The organism is Pantoea sp. EA-12 (assembly GCF_030053355.1).
GTDB classification, from domain to species: domain Bacteria; phylum Pseudomonadota; class Gammaproteobacteria; order Enterobacterales; family Enterobacteriaceae; genus Pantoea; species Pantoea vagans_C.
The window spans coordinates 1-18,096 of record NZ_JASGBY010000004.1 but is presented as its reverse complement, the minus strand read 5'-3'; the positions used below and the strand labels follow the sequence as shown (position 1 = coordinate 18,096).

Annotated in this window: 19 protein-coding genes and 1 pseudogene; 6 read left to right on the top strand and 14 right to left on the bottom strand. The window is 54.5% G+C overall.

The annotated features are described in order from the left end of the window. Window positions 1-128: 128 nt before the first annotated feature. The 5 genes from QMZ30_RS07255 to QMZ30_RS07235 all read right to left on the bottom strand — a co-directional run bounded on the left by QMZ30_RS07255 (window position 129) and on the right by QMZ30_RS07235 (window position 4,013). Window positions 129-1,568 carry a glycoside hydrolase family 1 protein gene (locus QMZ30_RS07255; RefSeq protein WP_283226871.1) on the bottom strand — a complete coding sequence of 480 codons (1,440 nt, stop codon included), beginning with the start codon at window positions 1,566-1,568 and terminating at the stop codon, window positions 129-131. A gap of 12 nt (window positions 1,569-1,580) precedes the next feature. Further along, window positions 1,581-1,895, bottom strand: a complete 315-nt coding sequence (locus QMZ30_RS07250; protein ID WP_283226870.1) for a PTS lactose/cellobiose transporter subunit IIA — start codon at window positions 1,893-1,895, stop codon at window positions 1,581-1,583. Window positions 1,896-1,898: 3 nt separating this feature from the next. Then, window positions 1,899-3,212: a PTS sugar transporter subunit IIC gene (locus QMZ30_RS07245; RefSeq protein WP_283226869.1), complete on the bottom strand. Its 1,314-nt coding sequence runs from the start codon at window positions 3,210-3,212 to the stop codon at window positions 1,899-1,901. Window positions 3,213-3,300: 88 nt separating this feature from the next. Beyond that, complete coding sequence (locus tag QMZ30_RS07240) at window positions 3,301-3,609, bottom strand: PTS sugar transporter subunit IIB (RefSeq protein WP_283226868.1); 309 nt, start codon at window positions 3,607-3,609, stop codon at window positions 3,301-3,303. Between the two features lie 236 nt (window positions 3,610-3,845). Continuing rightward, complete coding sequence (locus QMZ30_RS07235; protein WP_167347694.1) at window positions 3,846-4,013, bottom strand: hypothetical protein; 168 nt, start codon at window positions 4,011-4,013, stop codon at window positions 3,846-3,848. A gap of 213 nt (window positions 4,014-4,226) precedes the next feature. On the opposite strand from QMZ30_RS07235, the gene QMZ30_RS07230 reads away from it, so the two are divergent. Then, window positions 4,227-4,397 (top strand): hypothetical protein, encoded by a 171-nt coding sequence (locus tag QMZ30_RS07230; protein WP_007887091.1) that lies wholly within the window; start codon window positions 4,227-4,229, stop codon window positions 4,395-4,397. Between the two features lie 111 nt (window positions 4,398-4,508). Then, complete coding sequence (locus tag QMZ30_RS07225; RefSeq protein ID WP_039333063.1) at window positions 4,509-4,742, top strand: hypothetical protein; 234 nt, start codon at window positions 4,509-4,511, stop codon at window positions 4,740-4,742. Between the two features lie 114 nt (window positions 4,743-4,856). On the opposite strand, the gene yniD is transcribed toward QMZ30_RS07225, so the two are convergent. The 6 genes from yniD to QMZ30_RS07195 form a co-directional block, all read right to left on the bottom strand. After that, the gene (gene yniD / locus QMZ30_RS07220; RefSeq protein ID WP_021507251.1) at window positions 4,857-4,964 is read right to left on the bottom strand and encodes a small membrane protein YniD; all 108 of its coding nucleotides are present in this window, start codon (window positions 4,962-4,964) and stop codon (window positions 4,857-4,859) included. Window positions 4,965-5,042: 78 nt separating this feature from the next. After that, a complete protein-coding gene (locus tag QMZ30_RS07215) occupies window positions 5,043-5,471 on the bottom strand; it encodes an OsmC family protein (RefSeq protein WP_039333059.1) in 429 nt (142 codons plus the stop codon). Between the two features lie 61 nt (window positions 5,472-5,532). Further along, complete coding sequence (gene lldD / locus QMZ30_RS07210) at window positions 5,533-6,723, bottom strand: FMN-dependent L-lactate dehydrogenase LldD (protein WP_039333056.1); 1,191 nt, start codon at window positions 6,721-6,723, stop codon at window positions 5,533-5,535. Further along, on the bottom strand, window positions 6,723-7,508 hold the full coding sequence (lldR, locus tag QMZ30_RS07205) for a transcriptional regulator LldR (protein ID WP_283226867.1): 786 nt from the start codon (window positions 7,506-7,508) through the stop codon (window positions 6,723-6,725). Before lldR ends, lldD begins: the two co-directional genes overlap by 1 nt. After that, window positions 7,505-9,154: an L-lactate permease gene (gene lldP, locus QMZ30_RS07200; RefSeq protein ID WP_283226866.1), complete on the bottom strand. Its 1,650-nt coding sequence runs from the start codon at window positions 9,152-9,154 to the stop codon at window positions 7,505-7,507. The genes lldR and lldP overlap by 4 nt, the downstream gene beginning before the upstream one ends. Window positions 9,155-9,379: 225 nt before the next feature. Beyond that, on the bottom strand, window positions 9,380-10,552 hold the full coding sequence (locus QMZ30_RS07195; protein ID WP_283226865.1) for a cyanate transporter: 1,173 nt from the start codon (window positions 10,550-10,552) through the stop codon (window positions 9,380-9,382). Between the two features lie 87 nt (window positions 10,553-10,639). On the opposite strand from QMZ30_RS07195, the gene QMZ30_RS07190 reads away from it, so the two are divergent. Beyond that, the gene (locus QMZ30_RS07190) at window positions 10,640-11,500 is read left to right on the top strand and encodes a LysR family transcriptional regulator (RefSeq protein WP_283226864.1); all 861 of its coding nucleotides are present in this window, start codon (window positions 10,640-10,642) and stop codon (window positions 11,498-11,500) included. 89 nt (window positions 11,501-11,589) lie between these two features. Continuing rightward, window positions 11,590-12,950, top strand: a pseudogene (locus QMZ30_RS07185) (amidohydrolase family protein). Window positions 12,951-13,097: 147 nt separating this feature from the next. Here the strand turns inward: QMZ30_RS07185 and QMZ30_RS07180 are convergent. From QMZ30_RS07180 to QMZ30_RS07170, 3 genes are all read right to left on the bottom strand, one after another. Beyond that, entirely contained in the window at window positions 13,098-13,577 is a 480-nt protein-coding gene (locus tag QMZ30_RS07180) for an Hcp family type VI secretion system effector (RefSeq protein ID WP_283226863.1), read from the bottom strand. A 237-nt stretch (window positions 13,578-13,814) separates the two neighbouring features. Continuing rightward, entirely contained in the window at window positions 13,815-14,480 is a 666-nt protein-coding gene (locus QMZ30_RS07175) for an Ssp6 family T6SS pore-forming effector (protein ID WP_283226862.1), read from the bottom strand. Between the two features lie 280 nt (window positions 14,481-14,760). Further along, complete coding sequence (locus QMZ30_RS07170) at window positions 14,761-14,958, bottom strand: hypothetical protein (RefSeq protein WP_039333073.1); 198 nt, start codon at window positions 14,956-14,958, stop codon at window positions 14,761-14,763. A 390-nt stretch (window positions 14,959-15,348) separates the two neighbouring features. Between QMZ30_RS07170 and dbpA the strand changes: the two genes are divergently transcribed. Both dbpA and QMZ30_RS07160 read left to right on the top strand, forming a co-directional pair. Further along, on the top strand, window positions 15,349-16,728 hold the full coding sequence (dbpA, locus tag QMZ30_RS07165; RefSeq protein WP_283226861.1) for an ATP-dependent RNA helicase DbpA: 1,380 nt from the start codon (window positions 15,349-15,351) through the stop codon (window positions 16,726-16,728). Window positions 16,729-16,854: 126 nt separating this feature from the next. Further along, window positions 16,855-17,817, top strand: a complete 963-nt coding sequence (locus QMZ30_RS07160) for a chemotaxis protein (RefSeq protein WP_283227100.1) — start codon at window positions 16,855-16,857, stop codon at window positions 17,815-17,817. The last annotated feature ends 279 nt before the right edge of the window (window positions 17,818-18,096 follow it).

Sequence of the window (18,096 nt, the reverse complement as noted above, 5' to 3'; positions counted from 1 at the left end):
CGTCCTGCGGGCTCTCCTGGCAGACTTGCTCCGTTCAGCGCTACGGACGCCTGCCCCGTGCGGCCTCATCAACGTCAGTGCGTGTTGTCAAAAAGGGCACATCGTCTGAGGCCATGACGCCGCTACGTTTAGTACTCCACTTGCTGGTCTAATGTTGCGCCGTTACTGCGAATCAACTGCTGGTACCAGAAGAAGCTTTTTTTGCGAAAACGCGCCAGATCCTTCAAATCATGTTCATCGCGGTTAACGTAAATAAAGCCATACCGCTTGCTGATGCCCTGATGCGTACTCACCAGATCAATCGCTGACCACGGACAATAGCCAAACAGCTCAACACCATCCGCAATCGCCAGCTGTAGCTGCGCAATGTGCTCGCGCAGATAGGTGATGCGGTAATCGTCATACACCTTATTGCCCGCTTCTAAAGTATCGAAAGCGCCTAAGCCGTTTTCTGTCACAATCAGCGGCAGCGCATAGCGCGCATAAATTTGCCGAGCGGTAATGCGGAACCCCACCGGGTCGATATACCAGCCGAACTGATTCTGTTTGAGATGCGGATTGTTGCAACCGACGTATACCGATTTATCAATGCCTGCCATCTGCTGATCGGCGCGTTGTTTACTGTTGAGTTCGCCCCGATCCACGTCTGGCATGTCGGCGCTCACGGTGGCTGATGCATAGTAGTTGAAGGCGATAAAATCCGGCTTCCCAGCGGCAATTACCGCCATATCATCGGCTTCAATCGTCGGCAACCAGCCACGCTGCTGCAGGAAGGCCCACACCACGTGGTTGTATCGCCCGTGCACCGCCAGATCGAGATACAGCCAATTACGGATCGCTGAGAAGTTGTCGGCCGCCAGCACATCTTCAGGTCGTGAGCTGGCCGCATAGATGCAGGAGATATTTGGTGCTGGGCCAATTTTCGCATGGGGTAATCGCTGATGGCAGGCAATCATCGCTTTGGCTTGCGCCAGCATCATGTGATGGTTTTGCTGATACAGCGTTTTCTGCGGATCTGCTGTGCCTGGCGGCAACGTGCCAATCACCTCGCCCTTTAAAATCATCATGTTCTGTTCGTTAATCGTCAGCCAGTATTTCACCTGTTTGCCATACTGCTCGAAACAGGTGATAGCAAAACGTTCAAACGCCGCCACGGTACGACGATTGGACCAGCCGCCTTGCTGTTGCAGCGCCCACGGCAAATCAAAGTGATAGAGTGTCACCAATGGTTCGATGCCGTGCCGACAGATCTCATCAATCAACTGCTGATAAAAGGCGACGCCCGCGGCGTTAAGCTCACCGTCGCCTTCGGGGTAAAGACGGCTCCAGGCAATCGAGAAGCGGTAAGTTTTTAATCCCATCTCCGCCAGCAGCGCAATGTCCTGTTTAAAACGATGATAGTGATCGCTGGTGACGGTGAAGTCGGTAATATCTTGATGGAACTGGGCTTTATCTATCACCGAGGGCCCTTTACCATCCTCGTTCCATGCACCTTCAACCTGATAAGCTGAGGTGGATGCGCCCCAGAGAAAACCGTCAGGAAACGCGCCCAATGTTGGATGTTGCATGCCTACCTCCTGTTAACGTGCGGCCAGCTCGCGCCGCAGTTGGATAATTTCCTCCGACAGCTCACGACACAGCATGGCGTTCATCAAATGATCCTGCGCGTGCACCATGATGAGGTTCACGGGAATTTTGCCGCAGCCCTCGTCAGCGCCAATCAACTCGGTCTGAATACGGTGGGCGGCCTTGGCAGCGGCGGTGGCATCCGTCAACATCGCATCGGCTCGTGCCCAATCCTGCTTTCGCGCCGCGCGCAGCGCTTCCATGGAACACGAGCGTGCTTCGCCCGCCTGAATGATCAGCTCCATTACCGTGCTCTCATCAATCTCCATTTATTACTCCTTAATCGGTTGTGCGGCGGCGCTTTGCTCCAACTCCTGTTGCAACAACTGGCGCTCGTACATTTTGAAAAACGGGTAGTAGATCAGGGTGGCAATCGCCACCAGCACCGCAATCAGCACGATCACACGCCAGTCCCAGCCGGTAGACCAGGCGGCACCAATCGGTGCGGGTGTCGTCCAGGGTGCCAGTGAGATCACGTGATTGATCAGGTGAGTTTTGGTGGCCGTCCAGGCAATCACCGCATTGACCAGCGGCGCACAGATAAACGGGATAAACAGAATGGGATTCATCACCACCGGCGAACCAAAAATCACCGGTTCGTTGATGTTGAACATGCTGGGCACAATGCTGAGTTTGCCAATCGAACGCAGATGCGCAGATTGACTGCGCAGATAAAGCAGCACCAGACCCATGGTCGATCCCGAACCGCCAATCACGATAAAGAACTGCCAGAACGGCTCGATAAAGACATGAGTGATAGGCTGGCCCGCGTTCAGTTCCTGCTGATTAAGGCCAAGGTTGGTCAGCCAGAATGCCTGCAAAATACCGCCGACAATCACCGCGCCATGGATACCGGCAAACCACAACATATGGCACAGCAACACTGCCACCAGCACCGCAGGCAGCGAATCAGAGGCGGAGATAATGGGGGCGAAAATCGCCATGATCGCCTGAGGCAGCAACATGCCGAACTGGGCCTGCACCCATAAGCTGAGCGGAAACAGCGTGATGAAAATGGCAATAATCGGGATCAGCAAATCAAAGGACTGACGGATTTTCGGTGGCACCTGCTCCGGCAGCTTGAAGCCGATGTTGTGCTTCTGCAGGAAGTGCATCAACTCAGTAGCAAACAGCGCCACCAGGATGGCGGTGAAAATGCCCTCACCGCCCAGCGATCCCACTGGCAACGTTTTGCCGTTTTGCGGTGCCGCGACCACCAGAAACGCCATCAGTGAAAGGCTGGCAGCCATGAAACCGTTCATCTTGTAACTGGTGGCGAGGTTGTAGGCGATGGCGCTGGCGATGTAGAGCGCCATAATGCCCATGGTCATGTTGTACGGCATCATGATCTGCTCTTCATGGGCTTGCACCATACCGAGCCACCACTGCGCGAACGCCCACGAGCTGTCAGCAGAAAAAGGCGGATGGGCAAACAACAGCATAAATGAGCCGACGATCAGGAAAGGCATGGAAGCGATAAAGCCATCACGGATGGCGATCACATGACGCTGGCTGGAGAGCCGTCCTGCGAGTGGGCTAATACGGTTTTCAATCACACCAAATACTGATTCGCTTATGCTGCTCATACGCGAGCTCCTTGCATCAGGCAAACAGAGAATAAGCCTGCGCGCTGAGTCGCAGGCGATGACTATTATTTTTCGTGCAGTTTAGCGATCAGGCGTGAATCAGTTTTAGTGAATCATTTAATATTTTCTCGCCATTCATCATGCCGTAATCCATGCTATTTATAACGGATATTGGCTTATTTAATTGCTGAGACAGCGGTTGGAAGTCAGCGAGCTTGTATTTGATTTGTGGCCCTAACAAGCAGCAATCATAGTGAGCAATTTGTTCATTAAACTCTTCAATACCAACGGCTTTTATCTCCACTTCTACGCCTTGCGCTTTGGCGGCCTTCTCCATCTTCTGCACCACCATGCTGGTAGACATCCCAGCGGCACAGCACAGTAAAATCTTTGGCATTGTTCAATCCTCCATGTGGGTTTTAATTAACGAATACACACAGCAAAGATTTTCTGCAACCGGTTTCAGATTTGGTTACAGGAACTGTGAGAAATATCAAAACTCAGAAGGGAAAAATAAATGGGAATTTAATAGTGTAGCGGCGCAATGAATGGCGAATACCGGAGAGGCTATACGCCATTATTCGCGTGCGCGATAAATTGCGCCGCCACAGGAAGGAGTGGGAACGAGCTGCGTTACGCCTTCTCTGCCTCGAAATGGGCTTTGAACTGCTCGTAGATAGAAATCATGTTGGAAGCATCTCCATGCAGCGGGCTTAATTTTCCGGCACGTACCAGCTCAATCACCAGTTGCAGCGCGGCTTGTTTCGGGCTGCTGTCCGGATGGGCAATTTCGTTCGACATCGGTTACTCACTCATCATTTTTGTCAGGGCCGCACAGTTTAGCCCAGATCGTACTGCTGATGCGCGTCCGGTTGGTTATAATCTCAGCGCTCAAAACAGAAAGCCGCTCAAGGAGATAATTGACTCCCGTTGCGTTTGGCTATACTGGATCAAAAAAAGGAACAAACAGCCACCGATTCCGTACCATCAGGAACGTGTTAAAGGAGTCCGATCATGCTGATTGGTTTTGTGTTGTTAGTGAGCGCGTGTGGACACGATGCCTGTGACGCTTTGCCGGTGTCAGAACGCATCTACCCAACCAAAGTGGCCTGTGAACAGATGGCCGACCGTATCCATAAAGTCCGGCCTAATGTGGTCCTGCTGTGCGGTGAAGTGCACCGTTGATTCGGTGCCATTTTATTTATGCTGTACAAAAAATAAGCCAAACGGCATTGCAACATTGGCGTATCGCGTCCAAAATATAAGCTGCTTTACACTATTATCGTTATGAATCCCATGAAGACTACTCGCCCCCGTCGTCCAAACGGACGTTGGGTTTATTACATTTTGTATGATGGCATTCTCTGGCCCTGCCCGGTGCGCTGGGAGTGGGAAAGCGGCTTCGGCGGCTGGTTGCCATTCTACTACTCGCCCACCTTTGAGTTCGTGGCGGGAGACCCACGCAAGGCGTATCGCATTGCACGCAGCAGCGTGCGTAACGTTCGTCAGCCGGACAACGAATACGCGTAATGGATTAGCCCAGCTGCCACGGCAGCCATGACGCCGTCAGCAGATAGTGCACGCCTTCCAGTACCAAAATCACCATCACTAATACCCCGAGCTTATGGCGGCATACCCAATCTTTTAGCCCCATATCATTGCAGCCCAGCGAATCAGCATCAGCGCGCCGCAGATGCACAGCAGCACCACAATCATCTTCCAGTGTTTTGTCGCAGCCAGTTTTTTTGCCACGCATCCTCCAGACGGCAGAAAGCAACGATGCGCCCTGAGGCACATCGCTATTCTAGCTCTGGTAACTTGTAAGGGCGATTAATTATTCAGAGTATAATCCAGACTGATTTCTGCATTCAGCACTTGAGAGACAGGGCAACCCGCTTTGGCTTTTTGAATAATCTCATCAAATTTCGCGCTTTCAATGCCTGGTAGCGCGATGGTACTGGTGAGCGCGATTTTGGTTATGGCAAAACCTTCGCCCTTTTTGTCCAGCGAGACATCCGCCGTGGTATCGATACTTTTCGGAGGATGGCCAGCCTGACCGAGCATCAGTGACAACGCCATGGAGAAGCACGCAGCGTGTGCAGCACCGATCAGCTCTTCCGGATTAGTCCCCTTTTCACCTTCAAAGCGGGTATTGAAACCGTAAGGCTGATTGCTCAGCACGCCGCTTTCCGTACTCACTGTACCTTTCCCTTTAATATCGCCTTCCCAATGGGCCGATCCTTTCTTATGAATGGTCATGTCATTCCTCCTGTTAGTCAGACAGGTATTCAGTATAGACAAGACCACTCCTTTTGCTTTTTCAGCTCACCGCGCGGGGGCGTGCTGGACTCAGTCCCGCTTCGCTCAACAATGCATTCGCCTGCACCAGCGAATCGCGCGTGATCTCAGCAATGGTCTTCGCGCCAGTCAGTGTCATCGCCACTTTCATCTCTTTCTCGATCAGATTCAGCAGGTTCTCAACGCCGCGCTGGCCGTGCGTGGCTAACGCATAAATAAAGGCGCGTCCCAGCAGCACGGTGTCAGCACCGAGAGCGATCATGCGCACCACATCTAAACCGTTGCGGATGCCGCTGTCCGCCAGAATGGCGATGTCGCCCTTCACTGCATCGGCAATCGCCGGTAATGCGCGTGCTGATGAAAGCACACCGTCCAACTGACGTCCGCCGTGGTTAGAAACCACAATGCCGTCCGCACCAAAGCGCACCGCATCACGGGCATCTTCCGGGTCCAGAATCCCTTTAATAACCATCGGGCCATCCCAGAACTCGCGGATCCATTCCAGATCTTTCCATGAGATGGAAGGATCAAAGTTATTCGCCAGCCACCCGATGTAATCTTCCAGTCCGGTGGGCTTGCCGAGATAAGCGGAAATATTCCCCAGATCGTGCGGACGCCCGTGCAAACCCACATCCCACGCCCACTGTGGATGCGTAACGGCTTGCCAGTATCGACGCATCGCGGCATTTGGACCGCTCATGCCCGAGTGTGCATCGCGATAGCGTGCGCCTGGCGTAGGCATATCCACCGTGAACACCAGCGTAGAGCACCCGGCCGCTTTGGCGCGTTCCAGCGCATTCCGCATAAAGCCACGGTCCCGCAGCACGTAGAGCTGGAACCACATGGGACGGTTGATAGCCGGTGCCACCTCTTCAATCGGGCACAGTGAGACGGTGGAGAGTGTGAACGGAATCCCTTTCAATGCCGCTGCACGCGCCGCCTGCACTTCCCCCCGGCGTGCGTACATGCCGCACAACCCTACGGGCGCCAGCGCCACCGGCATCGACAGCGTTTCATTGAACAGCTTGGTTTCCAGACTGAGATCGGACATGTTTTTCAGCACGCGCTGACGCAGCGCCACGTCCGACAGATCCGAAACATTGCGCTTTAGCGTGTGCTCGGCGTACGCACCACCATCCAGATAGTGAAACAAAAATGGCGGCAGGATGCGTTGCGCCGCGGCGCGGTAGTCACTGGCAGCAGATATGATCATCAGTTTTTTTCCTTACGATTATCCGGGGACTCGCCCGGCAGACGGGTAATACGCGCCTGCCGCGCTTCATCTTCATGGAGCGATTTCAAGGTGGTGTGCACAAAGCCAAGGTGATCCATCGCCGCCTGGCGGGCCGCCTCAGCATCACCGGCCATCACCGCATCGAACATCGCCTGATGCTGTTCATTGAGGCGATTAAAAATCACCGGCTGGGTATACATACGCTGGCGGCTATCCAGCACTGAAGACTGCAATAGATCAAAAAAGCCGCGCATGGTTTGCAGCAGCACGACATTGTGTGAGGCTTCCGCGATAGCGAGATGGAAGCGCAGATCCGCTTGCGCGGCGAGGTCGGGATCGTCGCAGTCGTGCATTTTTAGCAGCGCGTCAAAAGCCAGGCGCAGCTTCTCTTTGTCGGCTTCAGTGGCACGCAGTGCGGCGTGCCAGGCGGTACTGGCTTCGATGGCGTGGCGTGCTTCCAGAATGTCCCAGCGGTAATCAGGATCGTCAGCCAACAGTTGGCGAATCGGCTCGACAATACGCTGTTCCGACCAGGGCTCCTGCGGTTCACACAGCCAGGTGCCACCTCCGCGTTTACTGATCAACACGCCGCTGCTGATTAACTGCTGGATCGCCTCTCGCAACGACGAGCGCGACACCCCGAACTCCGCTGCCAGCTGGCGCTCGGCCGGCAAGCGCATGCCGGGCTCCAGTTGGTGTTCGTCAATCCAGGCGCGCAATCGCGCCCGCAGCGTATCCGCTAAGCGCGGCGTGTTGTCTGTCATGGAATCATCCAGGTTAAAACATAGGCCTGAAGCGTGGTGATAACGCCCACCATGCAGGTGAAGATCAGGCTGTGTTTGACGGTAAAGCGGAACAGATCCGACTCCTTGCCGACCAACCCTACGGCGGCACAGGCAATCGCAATCGACTGTGGCGAAATCATTTTTCCGGTCACACCGCCGGTGGTGTTCGCTGCCACCAGCAGCACATCGGATACACCAATCTGTTGCGCGGTGGTGGCCTGCAACGCAGCAAACAACGCATTTGAAGAGGTATCAGATCCGGTGAGGAACACGCCCAGCCAGCCAAGGAACGGCGAGAAGAAGGTAAAGGCATTACCGGTGTGCGCCAGCGCTAATGCCAGTGTGGCAGACAAACCGGAATAGTTAGAGATAAAGGCGAACGCCAGCACCATACCAATCGAGTAAATCGGCAGCGCTAACTCCTTCAGCGTTTCGGCGAAGGTCTGGATCGCAGCAGCGGGTTTCATACGCAGCCATATCACCGACAATATCGCCGCCACCAAAATAGCGGTACCGGTGGCTGACAGCACGTCGAATTTAAAAATTGCCGGGTAAGGCGTGGCGGCACTCACCACTGGCGGCATACGCGCCACTAGCTCATGCAGTAACGGCACAGGTACGCTGAACACCCACTCATACATCGCGCCGCCTTTCGCAAACAGCGCTTTGAACGGCGGAATGCTCCACAGTGTCACCGTGGCGGTGAGGAACAGGAATGGCATCCACGCCCGCACAATCTGGCCCAACGTGTAACGTTGAGGAGTTTGTGTGGGGTCAACAGCCGTTTTCTCATCAAAGCGGAAGATACGCACCGGCTTCCAGCGACGCAAGAACAGCGTCAGACAGATCAGTGAAGCCAGCGACGAAATGATATCCGGCAGTTCTGGACCGAGAAAGTTTGAACTCAGGAACTGCGCAATAGCAAAGGAACCACCGGCCACGATTACCGCAGGCCAGGTCTCTTTAATCCCACGCCAGCCATCCATAATGGCCATGATCCAGAACAGGACGATGATGGTGAGGAACGGCAGCTGGCGACCGGCCATCTGGCCGATCTGGAAGCTGTCGAGTCCAGTGACCTGACCCGCGACAATGATCGGAATCCCCATTGCGCCAAATGCCACCGGCGCGGTGTTGACGATCAGGCACAGACCCGCCGCATACAGCGGATTGAAGCCCAATCCCACCAACAGCGCAGCGGTGATCGCCACCGGCGCACCAAAGCCCGCCGCCCCTTCCAGGAAGGCACCGAATGAGAAGCCAACAATCAGCATTTGCAGGCGCTGATCCGGCGTGATCGACAGAATGGAGGCGCGGATGATGTCGAACTGGCCGGTCTTCACCGAGATTTTATAGACAAACACCGCTGCCACGATGATCCACGCAATCGGCCACAGACCATACAGAAAACCGTAAACCACGGAGGCCAGCGCCTGGCCCAACGGCATGCCATACAGGAACAGCGCCACCAGCAGCGCAATGGCAACCGTGGCGGTTCCCGCCTGATAGCCTTTCAGCTTGAGCTTAATCAGGGCGAAAAAGAAGAATACGATGGGGATCACCGCCACCAGGCTGGAAAGCCACAGATTGTTGAGCGGATCGTAGTTTTGTTGCCACACCAGCATGCCATTTTCTCCAGAGGTTACCAGATGAGTACGGCGCAACGGCAATGCAGGTTTGCGCCGCAGGTCTTGCCCTTCTGCTCACTGAAATTGGTAGGACCAAAATGCAGTGTGGGGCTTTCTGGTGCCAGATGGTTAATGTATTGTTAACCTAAAGCAACGGAGATGGCGTGATTATTCGTGTTATGTGACGATGCGGCAACATTTCAATTCATTTGGTAGGACCAATCAACATCCTGTCTGACCAAAGGCCCGACGATAACTGTGGGGATGAAAACGCAAATTGAGCGCGATCAGTCCGAGCGTTACCGCACCTTGCATCATCCACACGCTGTTGAAACTGCCGGTCAATGCCTGCAACTGCCCGGCGATAAACGGCATGCAACCCGCGATAATAAAGCCAGCTCCCTGCATAAACGCCACCAAACGCGCACCGGCCTGGGGATGTGGTAAATGATCCAGCGCCAGTACCATGGCAAGCGGAAATGCAGCGCCGAGGCCGAAACCGGCAATCGCCGCCCACAACCAGGGTGCCAACAGCGGTGCAAACAGGAATCCGCACATACCCACCAACTGGCAAACCAGACTGATAATCAGTTGAGGTCGACGATCCGCCTTACGCGCCAGCAGCGGCATCAGCAACGCGCCCGCCACCTGACACAGGATCATCGCCCCCAACAGTGAACCACCCGCCTGCGCTGACCAGCCCAGATGATGATAGGCATCCGGCAGCCAGGCGACGCAGGTCGCGTAGCCACCATTCACCAAGCCAAAGCTCAGCGCCAGCGACCAGGCGCGCGGTTGACGCCACAATGTAGGTAGTGTGATTTTTTCCACACTTTGCGCCGCAGGAACGCGCACGGTTAGCCACAGCGCCATCGCCAGTATGGGCGGTAGCGCCCAGCCAGACAGCGCGCTTTCCCAACTGAAATGCGCGCTCAGCCAGGGTGAGAGCGCCGCCCCCAATCCACCGCCGCCCATCAGCGCGCCGGCCCATAATCCGGTGATTGCTGCACTGTGTTTGGCAAAGCGCTGGCGGATCAACCCCGGCATCACCATCTGCACAACGCCCACCCCAAGGCCGGCGAACAGCGCACTGATCACTAACTCTGTGCCCGTTTGAATGCTGCTGCGTGCCATCAGTGCGACAAACAGTAAAGCCAGACCGGCAATCAATAACCGCTGGAGAGGAAAGCGCTGCATCAGAGACGCACCGGCTAACGCCACCGCGCCCATCATCATCATCGGTATGGCGGGTAACAAAGACGCAGCCAGTGAAGAGAGCTCCATGACCTGACGCAACTGACCGAGCAATGGGCTAAGAGAAGTGAGAAACGGACGCATATTCAGCCCAGCCAGCACTAAAGCGCCGAGTGTTAGTCCGTAATAATGTCGATTCATACACAATCCTGCTGAAAATAGGTTGTCAGGGTCGCAGCAATCGATACTATTTGGAAATGAAATAACACCATAGTGAACAGTGGAAAAATGAATCGTCAGCCGATGTTTACCCCGCAGCAACTGCTGAGCTTTGTCGCCGTGTGTGAAACGGCCAGCTTCACCCGCGCCGCTGAGCGGGTGCACCTGTCACAATCCACCGTCAGCCAGCAGGTACGTCGGTTAGAAGAGATGGTCGGCAAAGCCTTGCTGGAGCGCACTTCGCATCAGGTAGTACTCACGGAAGAGGGCGAAAAACTGCTCGGCTATGCCCGTCGAATTATTGCCCTGAATGGCGAAGCGCATGATGTGCTGAGCGATAAATGGCGCGATGGCGTCATGCGCCTGGGCGTACCCGAGGATTTTGCCGCACCCACCGCAGGGTTGTTAGCGCAGTTTAGCCGTGAACATCCGCAACTGCGCCTCGATGTGATGAGCGGGATGTATGTTGATCTCCATCGCGCCTGGCAGCGTGAAGAGCTGGATATCATGTTGATCAAGCAGCCCGGTGGTGAACGCCCTCTCGCCTCGCGCCTGGAGCCACTGCTGTGGCTGGACAGTGCCGAACATCCCTGCTTTGAGCAAACGCCGGTGCCTTTAGTGGTGTTTCCGCAACTGGGGCTGTATCGCGAGGAGATGTGCCAGACGCTGGATACGCTCGGCCGCAGTTGGCGCATCAGCTACAGCAGTGCCAGCTTAGTCGCACTCGCCAGCGCCAGCGCCGCTGGACTGGGCTTGACGTTGTTGCCCGCCAGCTGTCGCCTGCCGGGGCATCGTGTGCTTGATGAGTCCGATGGTTTGCCACCGGTTAATCATTTCGAGCTGGCGCTGTTTTGTCGCTTACCGCAGGACGCTCTACAGCAGTCGCTGGCGGCCGCACTGGTTGAGTTTTGCCATTTAACCTGGCAGTGATTTTTCCACTGATCAGCAGTGGGAAATATCGCAGCGCAGCGGCCCAGGTTTTGCCAGATTAGCTTTTTCTTTATTGACTGGAGCCTCTGATGCCTCTCACTTCTGCCAGCCGTCGCGATTTTATCAGCCAGGGTGTGCGCCTCACAGCCGCCGGTAGCCTGTTGGCTGCCGGGATGAGCGCGGCCGCACAAACAGGTTCAACCGCCGCACCTCAGGTGAAGACGCCACCACCGCGTGTAGCCCATTACCAAATCCTTAACGTCCGACTCGAAGAGGGCTTTGAGCGCGACGGTAACGACATTATCGCCACGCACACCGCGCTGTATGACATCACCATAAAAGACGGTAAATTCGCCGCCATCGATGCCGCCAGCACAGCGCGCAACAGCGCCATCCCGCAGTGGGATGCCAACGGCGCACTATTACTGCCACGCACCCGCGATATGCATATTCATCTGGACAAGACCTTTTACAGTGGGCCTTGGGAAGCACCGCGCCCGCGTCAGGGCAAAGCCATCATGGATATGATTGCCCGTGAGCAGATCTTGATACCGCAGCTGCTGCCCACTTCCCAAGCGCGCGCCGAAGCCCTGATTGGGCTGCTGCACAGTAAAGGCACCACGGAAGCGCGCAGCCATTGCAATATCGATCCGGTCAGCGGCCTGCAAAGCCTTGAGCACTTAAAACTGGCACTGGCTAATCACCCTGAGTTCCCCTGCGAGATCGTAGCGTTCCCGCAGCACGGCTTGCTGCACTCAAAGGTCGATGGTCTGATGCGCGAAGCCATGCAGATGGGCGTGCAGTATGTTGGCGGGCTGGACCCTACCAACGTCGATGGCGCCATGCAGGCCTCGCTGGACGCGATGTTCCAGATCGCGCTGGATTTTAATCGCGGTGTCGATATCCACCTGCACGAAACCGCCCCATCGGGCGTGGCTGCGATTCAATATATACCATCGCCAAAAACCCTCAGCTGAAAGGCAAAGTGACACTCAGCCACGGTTTTGCGCTGGGCACGCTGGAAGGCAAAGCGTTGGATAAGATGATTGCAGGTATGGCCGAGCAGCAGATGAGCGTGGCCTCCACCATACCGATTGGCAAACTGACCATGCCACTGCCGCAACTGCAGGCGGCGGGCATCACGGTGATGACCGGCACCGACAGCGTTATCGATCACTGGTCACCGTTTGGCACCGGCAGCATGCTGGAGAAAGCCAACCTGTACGCTCAACTCTATCGCGGTTCCGATGAGTTTGGCCTGAGCCGCGCGTTGCACATCGCTACCGGCGGCATTTTGCCACTCTCAAACCAAGGCGAACGCCAGTGGCCAAAAGTGCAGGACGAGGCCAGCATGATGCTGGTTGAGGCGAGCTGCTCTGCCGAAGCCGTGGCCCGTATCTCACCGGTGCGCGCCACTTTCCATAATGGAACGCCGGTATTCAGCGCCTAAAATGGGATGGCGGCTGCTATCACGATCAGCCTCGTCCCACACCATCTTACAAGCGGGTCTGCCTCCGGCGCTTCGGTTATGTTTATCGTAGCCCGCCTAAAGTGCTGGCAGGCCTGCTCTGACTAAGGAATGTTTAACTATGCATTGCTACGCTACGCAGCGCCCATTCCAGGAATCTTTGAAGATTATGTTTCCACTTACATATTTCCACTGGATTGACTCATAGCGAAGCTCAACATTCTCAAGGTGTGTACCTGTTGCAGCGCCAGGGTGCAGGCTGGGTGTCATACCTGTAATTTTCACATTCTCCAGCAGAATGTTGAAATACTCGACCTCAACCCCGGCGGCGCTGGTCTCGTACATTTTAATTTCTGCCGTCTGCATCGTGTTTCCCAGGCTGATTGCCCGGTAAAGAAACGGCGTAACACGGTCAAACTCCTTTTGAATCAGAATAGGCGTGTGTATACGTGTTCCAGTCAACCTTCCTGTATGGCCGTCAGTAGGAACCGTCATGTGGTGAGACAACGATTTAATTTCAATTGAGCCAGCTCTGCCCAACACCTCACATCCACCGAGGATTGGTGATCCATTTTCATCCGTAAGCCATAAGTACGCTGGATTAGCCACATCTATCCTCCTTTAGCTGATTATCTTACTTTCCTTCTATGCTCATCCAGTTTGCTGATGAGCTTAGATATGGCATAGGTTGAACACAGCCATATCCCCAAATACAAAAACTTATAAGGCCATTCGACTGGCAGCATGAAACAAACGAAGACACCCGCGACAAAGACGGCGGACTCAATCACATCCCAGACGGCAATCACGCTAAACAAGAGCATGTCTGACAAACGACCCAGCAACTTAATGAGTGGCATTCAGTTCCTCTTCAGCGCGAGCAATGATTTTATCAAAAGCGGGTTGCCCCTGCGTTACCCCAACATGAATGGCCTCAACGAACGGGGCAACAGCAGGCTCAAACAGGAAGTAAGTCAGGTCGTAATCGTGCGGGCGCAGTTGCTCATAAATTTCTGGCGCTTCAATGGCCAGTGTTTCCGATGTTCTTATAGAGCGTTCACTCATGCCCCCCACCAGCAGGAACATCGAGACGAGATTAATGACTTTCGATGACGACCTGGCGCTGATGAAAGATGTGCGGGCCAGTACAGCCCCGGCAATTTTTGAGGCGATATGAGTGGCAAGCATGCGGCCGACAATAGAAGAAACCACTGTACGATAAGCCTTGTTCTGCTGGTTTCTGGACAGGTGTTTATCAAACTCACGAAGGATGATGTTAACCGCATTAACGATATGATCGTAGTTCATGATGTCATTGCGGATAGCCTCCGCCATGCGGATACGCTGGGTCTGATGTGCAAAGCGCGAGTCTGTATTAAAATACCCTAGCACCAGGTATCCCAAGTCTAAGGGAACCGTCAACGCGCCGTTAATCATGCTTGTAACGGTGTCGGGTGAAACTACCACCTCAGCTAGTCTGATAGCTATGTCATCTAAATCAGATACGCCCATAACAACCCTCCTTGGTTTTGACTATGATTTCCGTCAGTTCAGCCGCATTACTTTAATGAAATATTGAGAACTAACATTGACCTAAATCAATGTTTTTGATTCAAGAGGATGTTACCGGTTATCTGGAAGGTGAGAGATACGACAGTACATGGCTTCACAACATTTGAATCGGGACAGGGGGGCTCTGGGCATGCGCAGTATAAAAACAAAAAAAGCCTCCCGAAGGAGGCTTTATGAACGAAAGACATGGGCGACACGCGCCCCATGCGAGTTGCTGGATTTACGATAACATCTGAATGGCCAGCGCATATAAGCGCTGGTTTTCATCGTCGCTAACAGGCTCTTCTTCCGCGTAACAGGCAATCATGGAACTGACTTTATCAGATGATAAGGTCTCTCCATGCAGATGCAGCGTTAACACGGCGCGGCCGACGATTTTCAGAATGTCTTCGTTCTGTCCCTGGACGTAATGACTCAAAGTCAGACCTCTGAATGTATTATTGTTTGCCAAATGGCGCGCTAAATATAAAGCAAAGCGGTGGGTTATTTTAATCGGAATTTTACCCATCTTAAGTGACACATAAGCGTAACATGGGCGAAAAAGACGCCAATTCGACGTTATATAGTCTTTTTATTAACGCTAATTGCACCTTTTTTATCAGGAAAGACTTTTTACCCTCATCGGTCTTTTTTGATGTCACCCTGAAATTGATTAAAACATTACATCTATTTCAGATTAAAAAACCAACGATCGATTGCGCTGCTAATTGGTTTCAACAGGTTACCAATAACGCAATTTGCATTGCCGATGCCGCCCCTTTCTGCCAGACTGACCGCCGCAATCCTGACCGCTATTCGAGACATTCCCGTGACCGCTTTTTCTACCCTGACGCAACTCCCAGCCAGCCAACTCGACAACCTGCGCGAGATGGGTTTCGACGCCATGACGCCGATTCAGGCCGCTTCCCTGCCCGCCATTCTTGAAGGGCGCGACGTTCGTGCGCAGGCGAAAACCGGCAGCGGCAAAACGGCCGCCTTTGGTATCGGGTTACTGCAACGCATTGATATCAGCCGCTTCCAGACTCAGGCGCTGGTGCTGTGCCCCACGCGTGAACTGGCCGATCAGGTCAGTAATGTGCTGCGTCAGCTAGCACGGTTTACCCGCAACATCAAAATTCTGACCCTGTGCGGTGGGCAACCGATGAGTGCGCAAAGGGATTCGCTGGTGCACGCCCCTCATATCGTGGTCGGCACACCAGGCCGTATTCTGGATCACCTCAAGCGTGACAATCTCGATCTCAATGTATTGCAAACGCTGGTGCTGGATGAGGCCGATCGCATGCTGGAGATGGGTTTTCGTGATGATATGGAAGCAATCATCGGTTTCACGCCAGTCACCCGCCAGACGCTGCTGTTCTCTGCCACCTGGCCGGACACCATTGCCAGCCTCAGCCAGCGTTTCCAGCGTGATGCCCTGGCAGTGGCCACGGAAGATAAAGCGGAACTGCCCGCCATCGAGCAGCAGTTCATTGAAGCCAGCGCCCATGAGCGTGGCAACCTGTTAAGCGCCCTGCTCAGCCAGCATCAACCGGCATCCTGCGTGGTGTTCTGCAACACTAAGCGTGAATGCGATGACATCGCCGCTGCGCTAAACGATCGTCAAATCAGCGCCCTGGCACTGCATGGCGATCTGGAGCAGCGCGATCGTGAGCGCGTCCTGATCCGCTTCGCGAATGGCAGTATTCGTGTGCTGATCGCCACCGATGTGGCGGCTCGCGGGCTGGATATTAAATCGCTGGCCTTAGTGGTGAATTTCCAGCTGGCGTGGGACCCCGAAGTGCATATTCACCGTATTGGTCGTACCGGCCGTGCAGGTGAGAAAGGCATGGCGGTGAGCTTTGTTGCCCCGGATGAAATGGCGCGTGCCAACGCGCTGGAAGAGTATCTGAGCCAAAAACTGAATTGGGTCTCCTCCGCAACGCTGAAAGGCAAAGCCGCACAGGCACTGCCCGCTACCATGATGACTCTGTGTATTGATGGTGGCCGCAAAGCCAAAATTCGTCCCGGCGATATTTTGGGCGCGCTGACCGGCGAAGCAGGTTTCAGTGGCGATCAGATCGGTAAGATCGACCTGACTCAGACGCATGCTTATGTAGCGATCGATGCCTCGCAGGCGAAGAAAGCGCTGATCAAGTTGAAAGAAGGCAAGATCAAAGGCAAAAGCGTGCGTGCCATTTTGCTGAAGTAAATGCTATTGCGCGAGGGCATTCGTCCTCGCGCAAAATTTCTGCCCTTCCCCCTTCATTTTTTTCCCCCGCTGCCGATAAGTTAATCATTGCCCCTTTACCCCGCCCAGATTCTGCTTGAGGCCATGATGGATAATTTTCAGAAAGAGATCGATGAACGCGCCAACCTTGCGCTTTCCAATAAATTCGAACTGCTGCTGTTCCGCCTGGGTTCCGATCAGCTGAAAGGCAAATCTGAGCTGTACGGTATTAACGTGTTTAAACTGCGCGAAATCGTACCGATGCCGACCATCACCCGTGCCGCAGGCATGCAATCTCCACTGCTGGGCATGGCCAGCATTCGCGGTCAGTTTATCCCGGTGATCGATCTGCCTGCGGTAACCGGCTGTAAACCGGAAACCGGTCTTAACTTGCTGCTGGTCACTGAATACGCCCGCAGCACCCAAGCCTTTGCGGTGGAATCGGTGGAGAACATCGTGCGTCTTGACTGGAACCAGGTGCACACCGCGGAAGCCGGTATCGGCAGCCGCAACATCACCAGTATTGCCTGCCTCGACACCGACGGTGAGAGCAATAATCTGGCGCTGGTGCTGGACGTTGAACAAATTCTTTATGACATCATTCCTTCTGTACGTGGTGTCGAGCCAAGCGAAGAAACAGCTAAAGATTTCAATTTGAAGCCAGGTCAGGTGGCGATCGTAGCAGAGGACTCCAAAGTGGCGCGTCAGCTACTGGAACAGGGCCTGAAAAGCATGGGCATACCGGCCATCATGCACAACACGGGGCTGGAAGCCTGGATAAAAATCAACGATATGCAGAAAGAAGCGGCGGCGGCTGGCGAGTCGATTCACGACAAGATCGCCTTGGTGTTGACCGATCTGGAAATGCCAGAGATGGATGGCTTTACCCTGACGCGCAATATTAAACGCGATGATACCCTGCGCCAGATTCCGGTGGTGATCCACTCGTCACTTTCCGGTAGCGCCAACGAAGATCACGTGCGCAAGGTCGGTGCGGATGGCTATGTCGCGAAGTTTGAGATCAACGAACTGTCGAGCGTGATCCATCGCGTGCTGGAGAAGAAGCGTTAATTCATCACCTGCACGACTCCCCAAGGCGCGATCATTCGCGCCTTTTTTATGCCCGCTGATAACGCAGACGGCTTAAAGGTCGCCCCTGTGCCTAATGCTCGTCAGTTAAGAACTCTGGCTGGTTATTGATAAGTGGCCTTTCTTTTCAGTGCGGGCTCTGCCGCCACTACTGCCCCCTCTGGGCCGTCCTCGCGCCGCTAAAGCGGTACCTTCGACTTCCACGTCGTGCCGGACGGACCGTTCGCGGATGACCATCCATGGTCTGCCGCGACCTGCCCC

Excerpts from the sequence above, each read along its gene's own strand:
- QMZ30_RS07255 (WP_283226871.1), bottom strand. The coding sequence starts at position 1,568 with ATGCAACATCCAACATTGGGCGCGTTTCCTGACGGTTTTCTCTGGGGC.
- QMZ30_RS07250 (WP_283226870.1), bottom strand. The coding sequence starts at position 1,895 with ATGGAGATTGATGAGAGCACGGTAATGGAGCTGATCATTCAGGCGGGC.
- QMZ30_RS07245 (WP_283226869.1), bottom strand. The coding sequence starts at position 3,212 with ATGAGCAGCATAAGCGAATCAGTATTTGGTGTGATTGAAAACCGTATT.
- QMZ30_RS07240 (WP_283226868.1), bottom strand. The coding sequence starts at position 3,609 with ATGCCAAAGATTTTACTGTGCTGTGCCGCTGGGATGTCTACCAGCATG.
- QMZ30_RS07235 (WP_167347694.1), bottom strand. The coding sequence starts at position 4,013 with ATGTCGAACGAAATTGCCCATCCGGACAGCAGCCCGAAACAAGCCGCG.
- QMZ30_RS07230 (WP_007887091.1), top strand. The coding sequence starts at position 4,227 with ATGCTGATTGGTTTTGTGTTGTTAGTGAGCGCGTGTGGACACGATGCC.
- QMZ30_RS07225 (WP_039333063.1), top strand. The coding sequence starts at position 4,509 with ATGAAGACTACTCGCCCCCGTCGTCCAAACGGACGTTGGGTTTATTAC.
- QMZ30_RS07215 (WP_039333059.1), bottom strand. The coding sequence starts at position 5,471 with ATGACCATTCATAAGAAAGGATCGGCCCATTGGGAAGGCGATATTAAA.
- lldD (WP_039333056.1), bottom strand. The coding sequence starts at position 6,723 with ATGATCATATCTGCTGCCAGTGACTACCGCGCCGCGGCGCAACGCATC.
- lldR (WP_283226867.1), bottom strand. The coding sequence starts at position 7,508 with ATGACAGACAACACGCCGCGCTTAGCGGATACGCTGCGGGCGCGATTG.
- lldP (WP_283226866.1), bottom strand. The coding sequence starts at position 9,154 with ATGCTGGTGTGGCAACAAAACTACGATCCGCTCAACAATCTGTGGCTT.
- QMZ30_RS07195 (WP_283226865.1), bottom strand. The coding sequence starts at position 10,552 with ATGAATCGACATTATTACGGACTAACACTCGGCGCTTTAGTGCTGGCT.
- QMZ30_RS07190 (WP_283226864.1), top strand. The coding sequence starts at position 10,640 with ATGAATCGTCAGCCGATGTTTACCCCGCAGCAACTGCTGAGCTTTGTC.
- QMZ30_RS07175 (WP_283226862.1), bottom strand. The coding sequence starts at position 14,480 with ATGGGCGTATCTGATTTAGATGACATAGCTATCAGACTAGCTGAGGTG.
- QMZ30_RS07160 (WP_283227100.1), top strand. The coding sequence starts at position 16,855 with ATGGATAATTTTCAGAAAGAGATCGATGAACGCGCCAACCTTGCGCTT.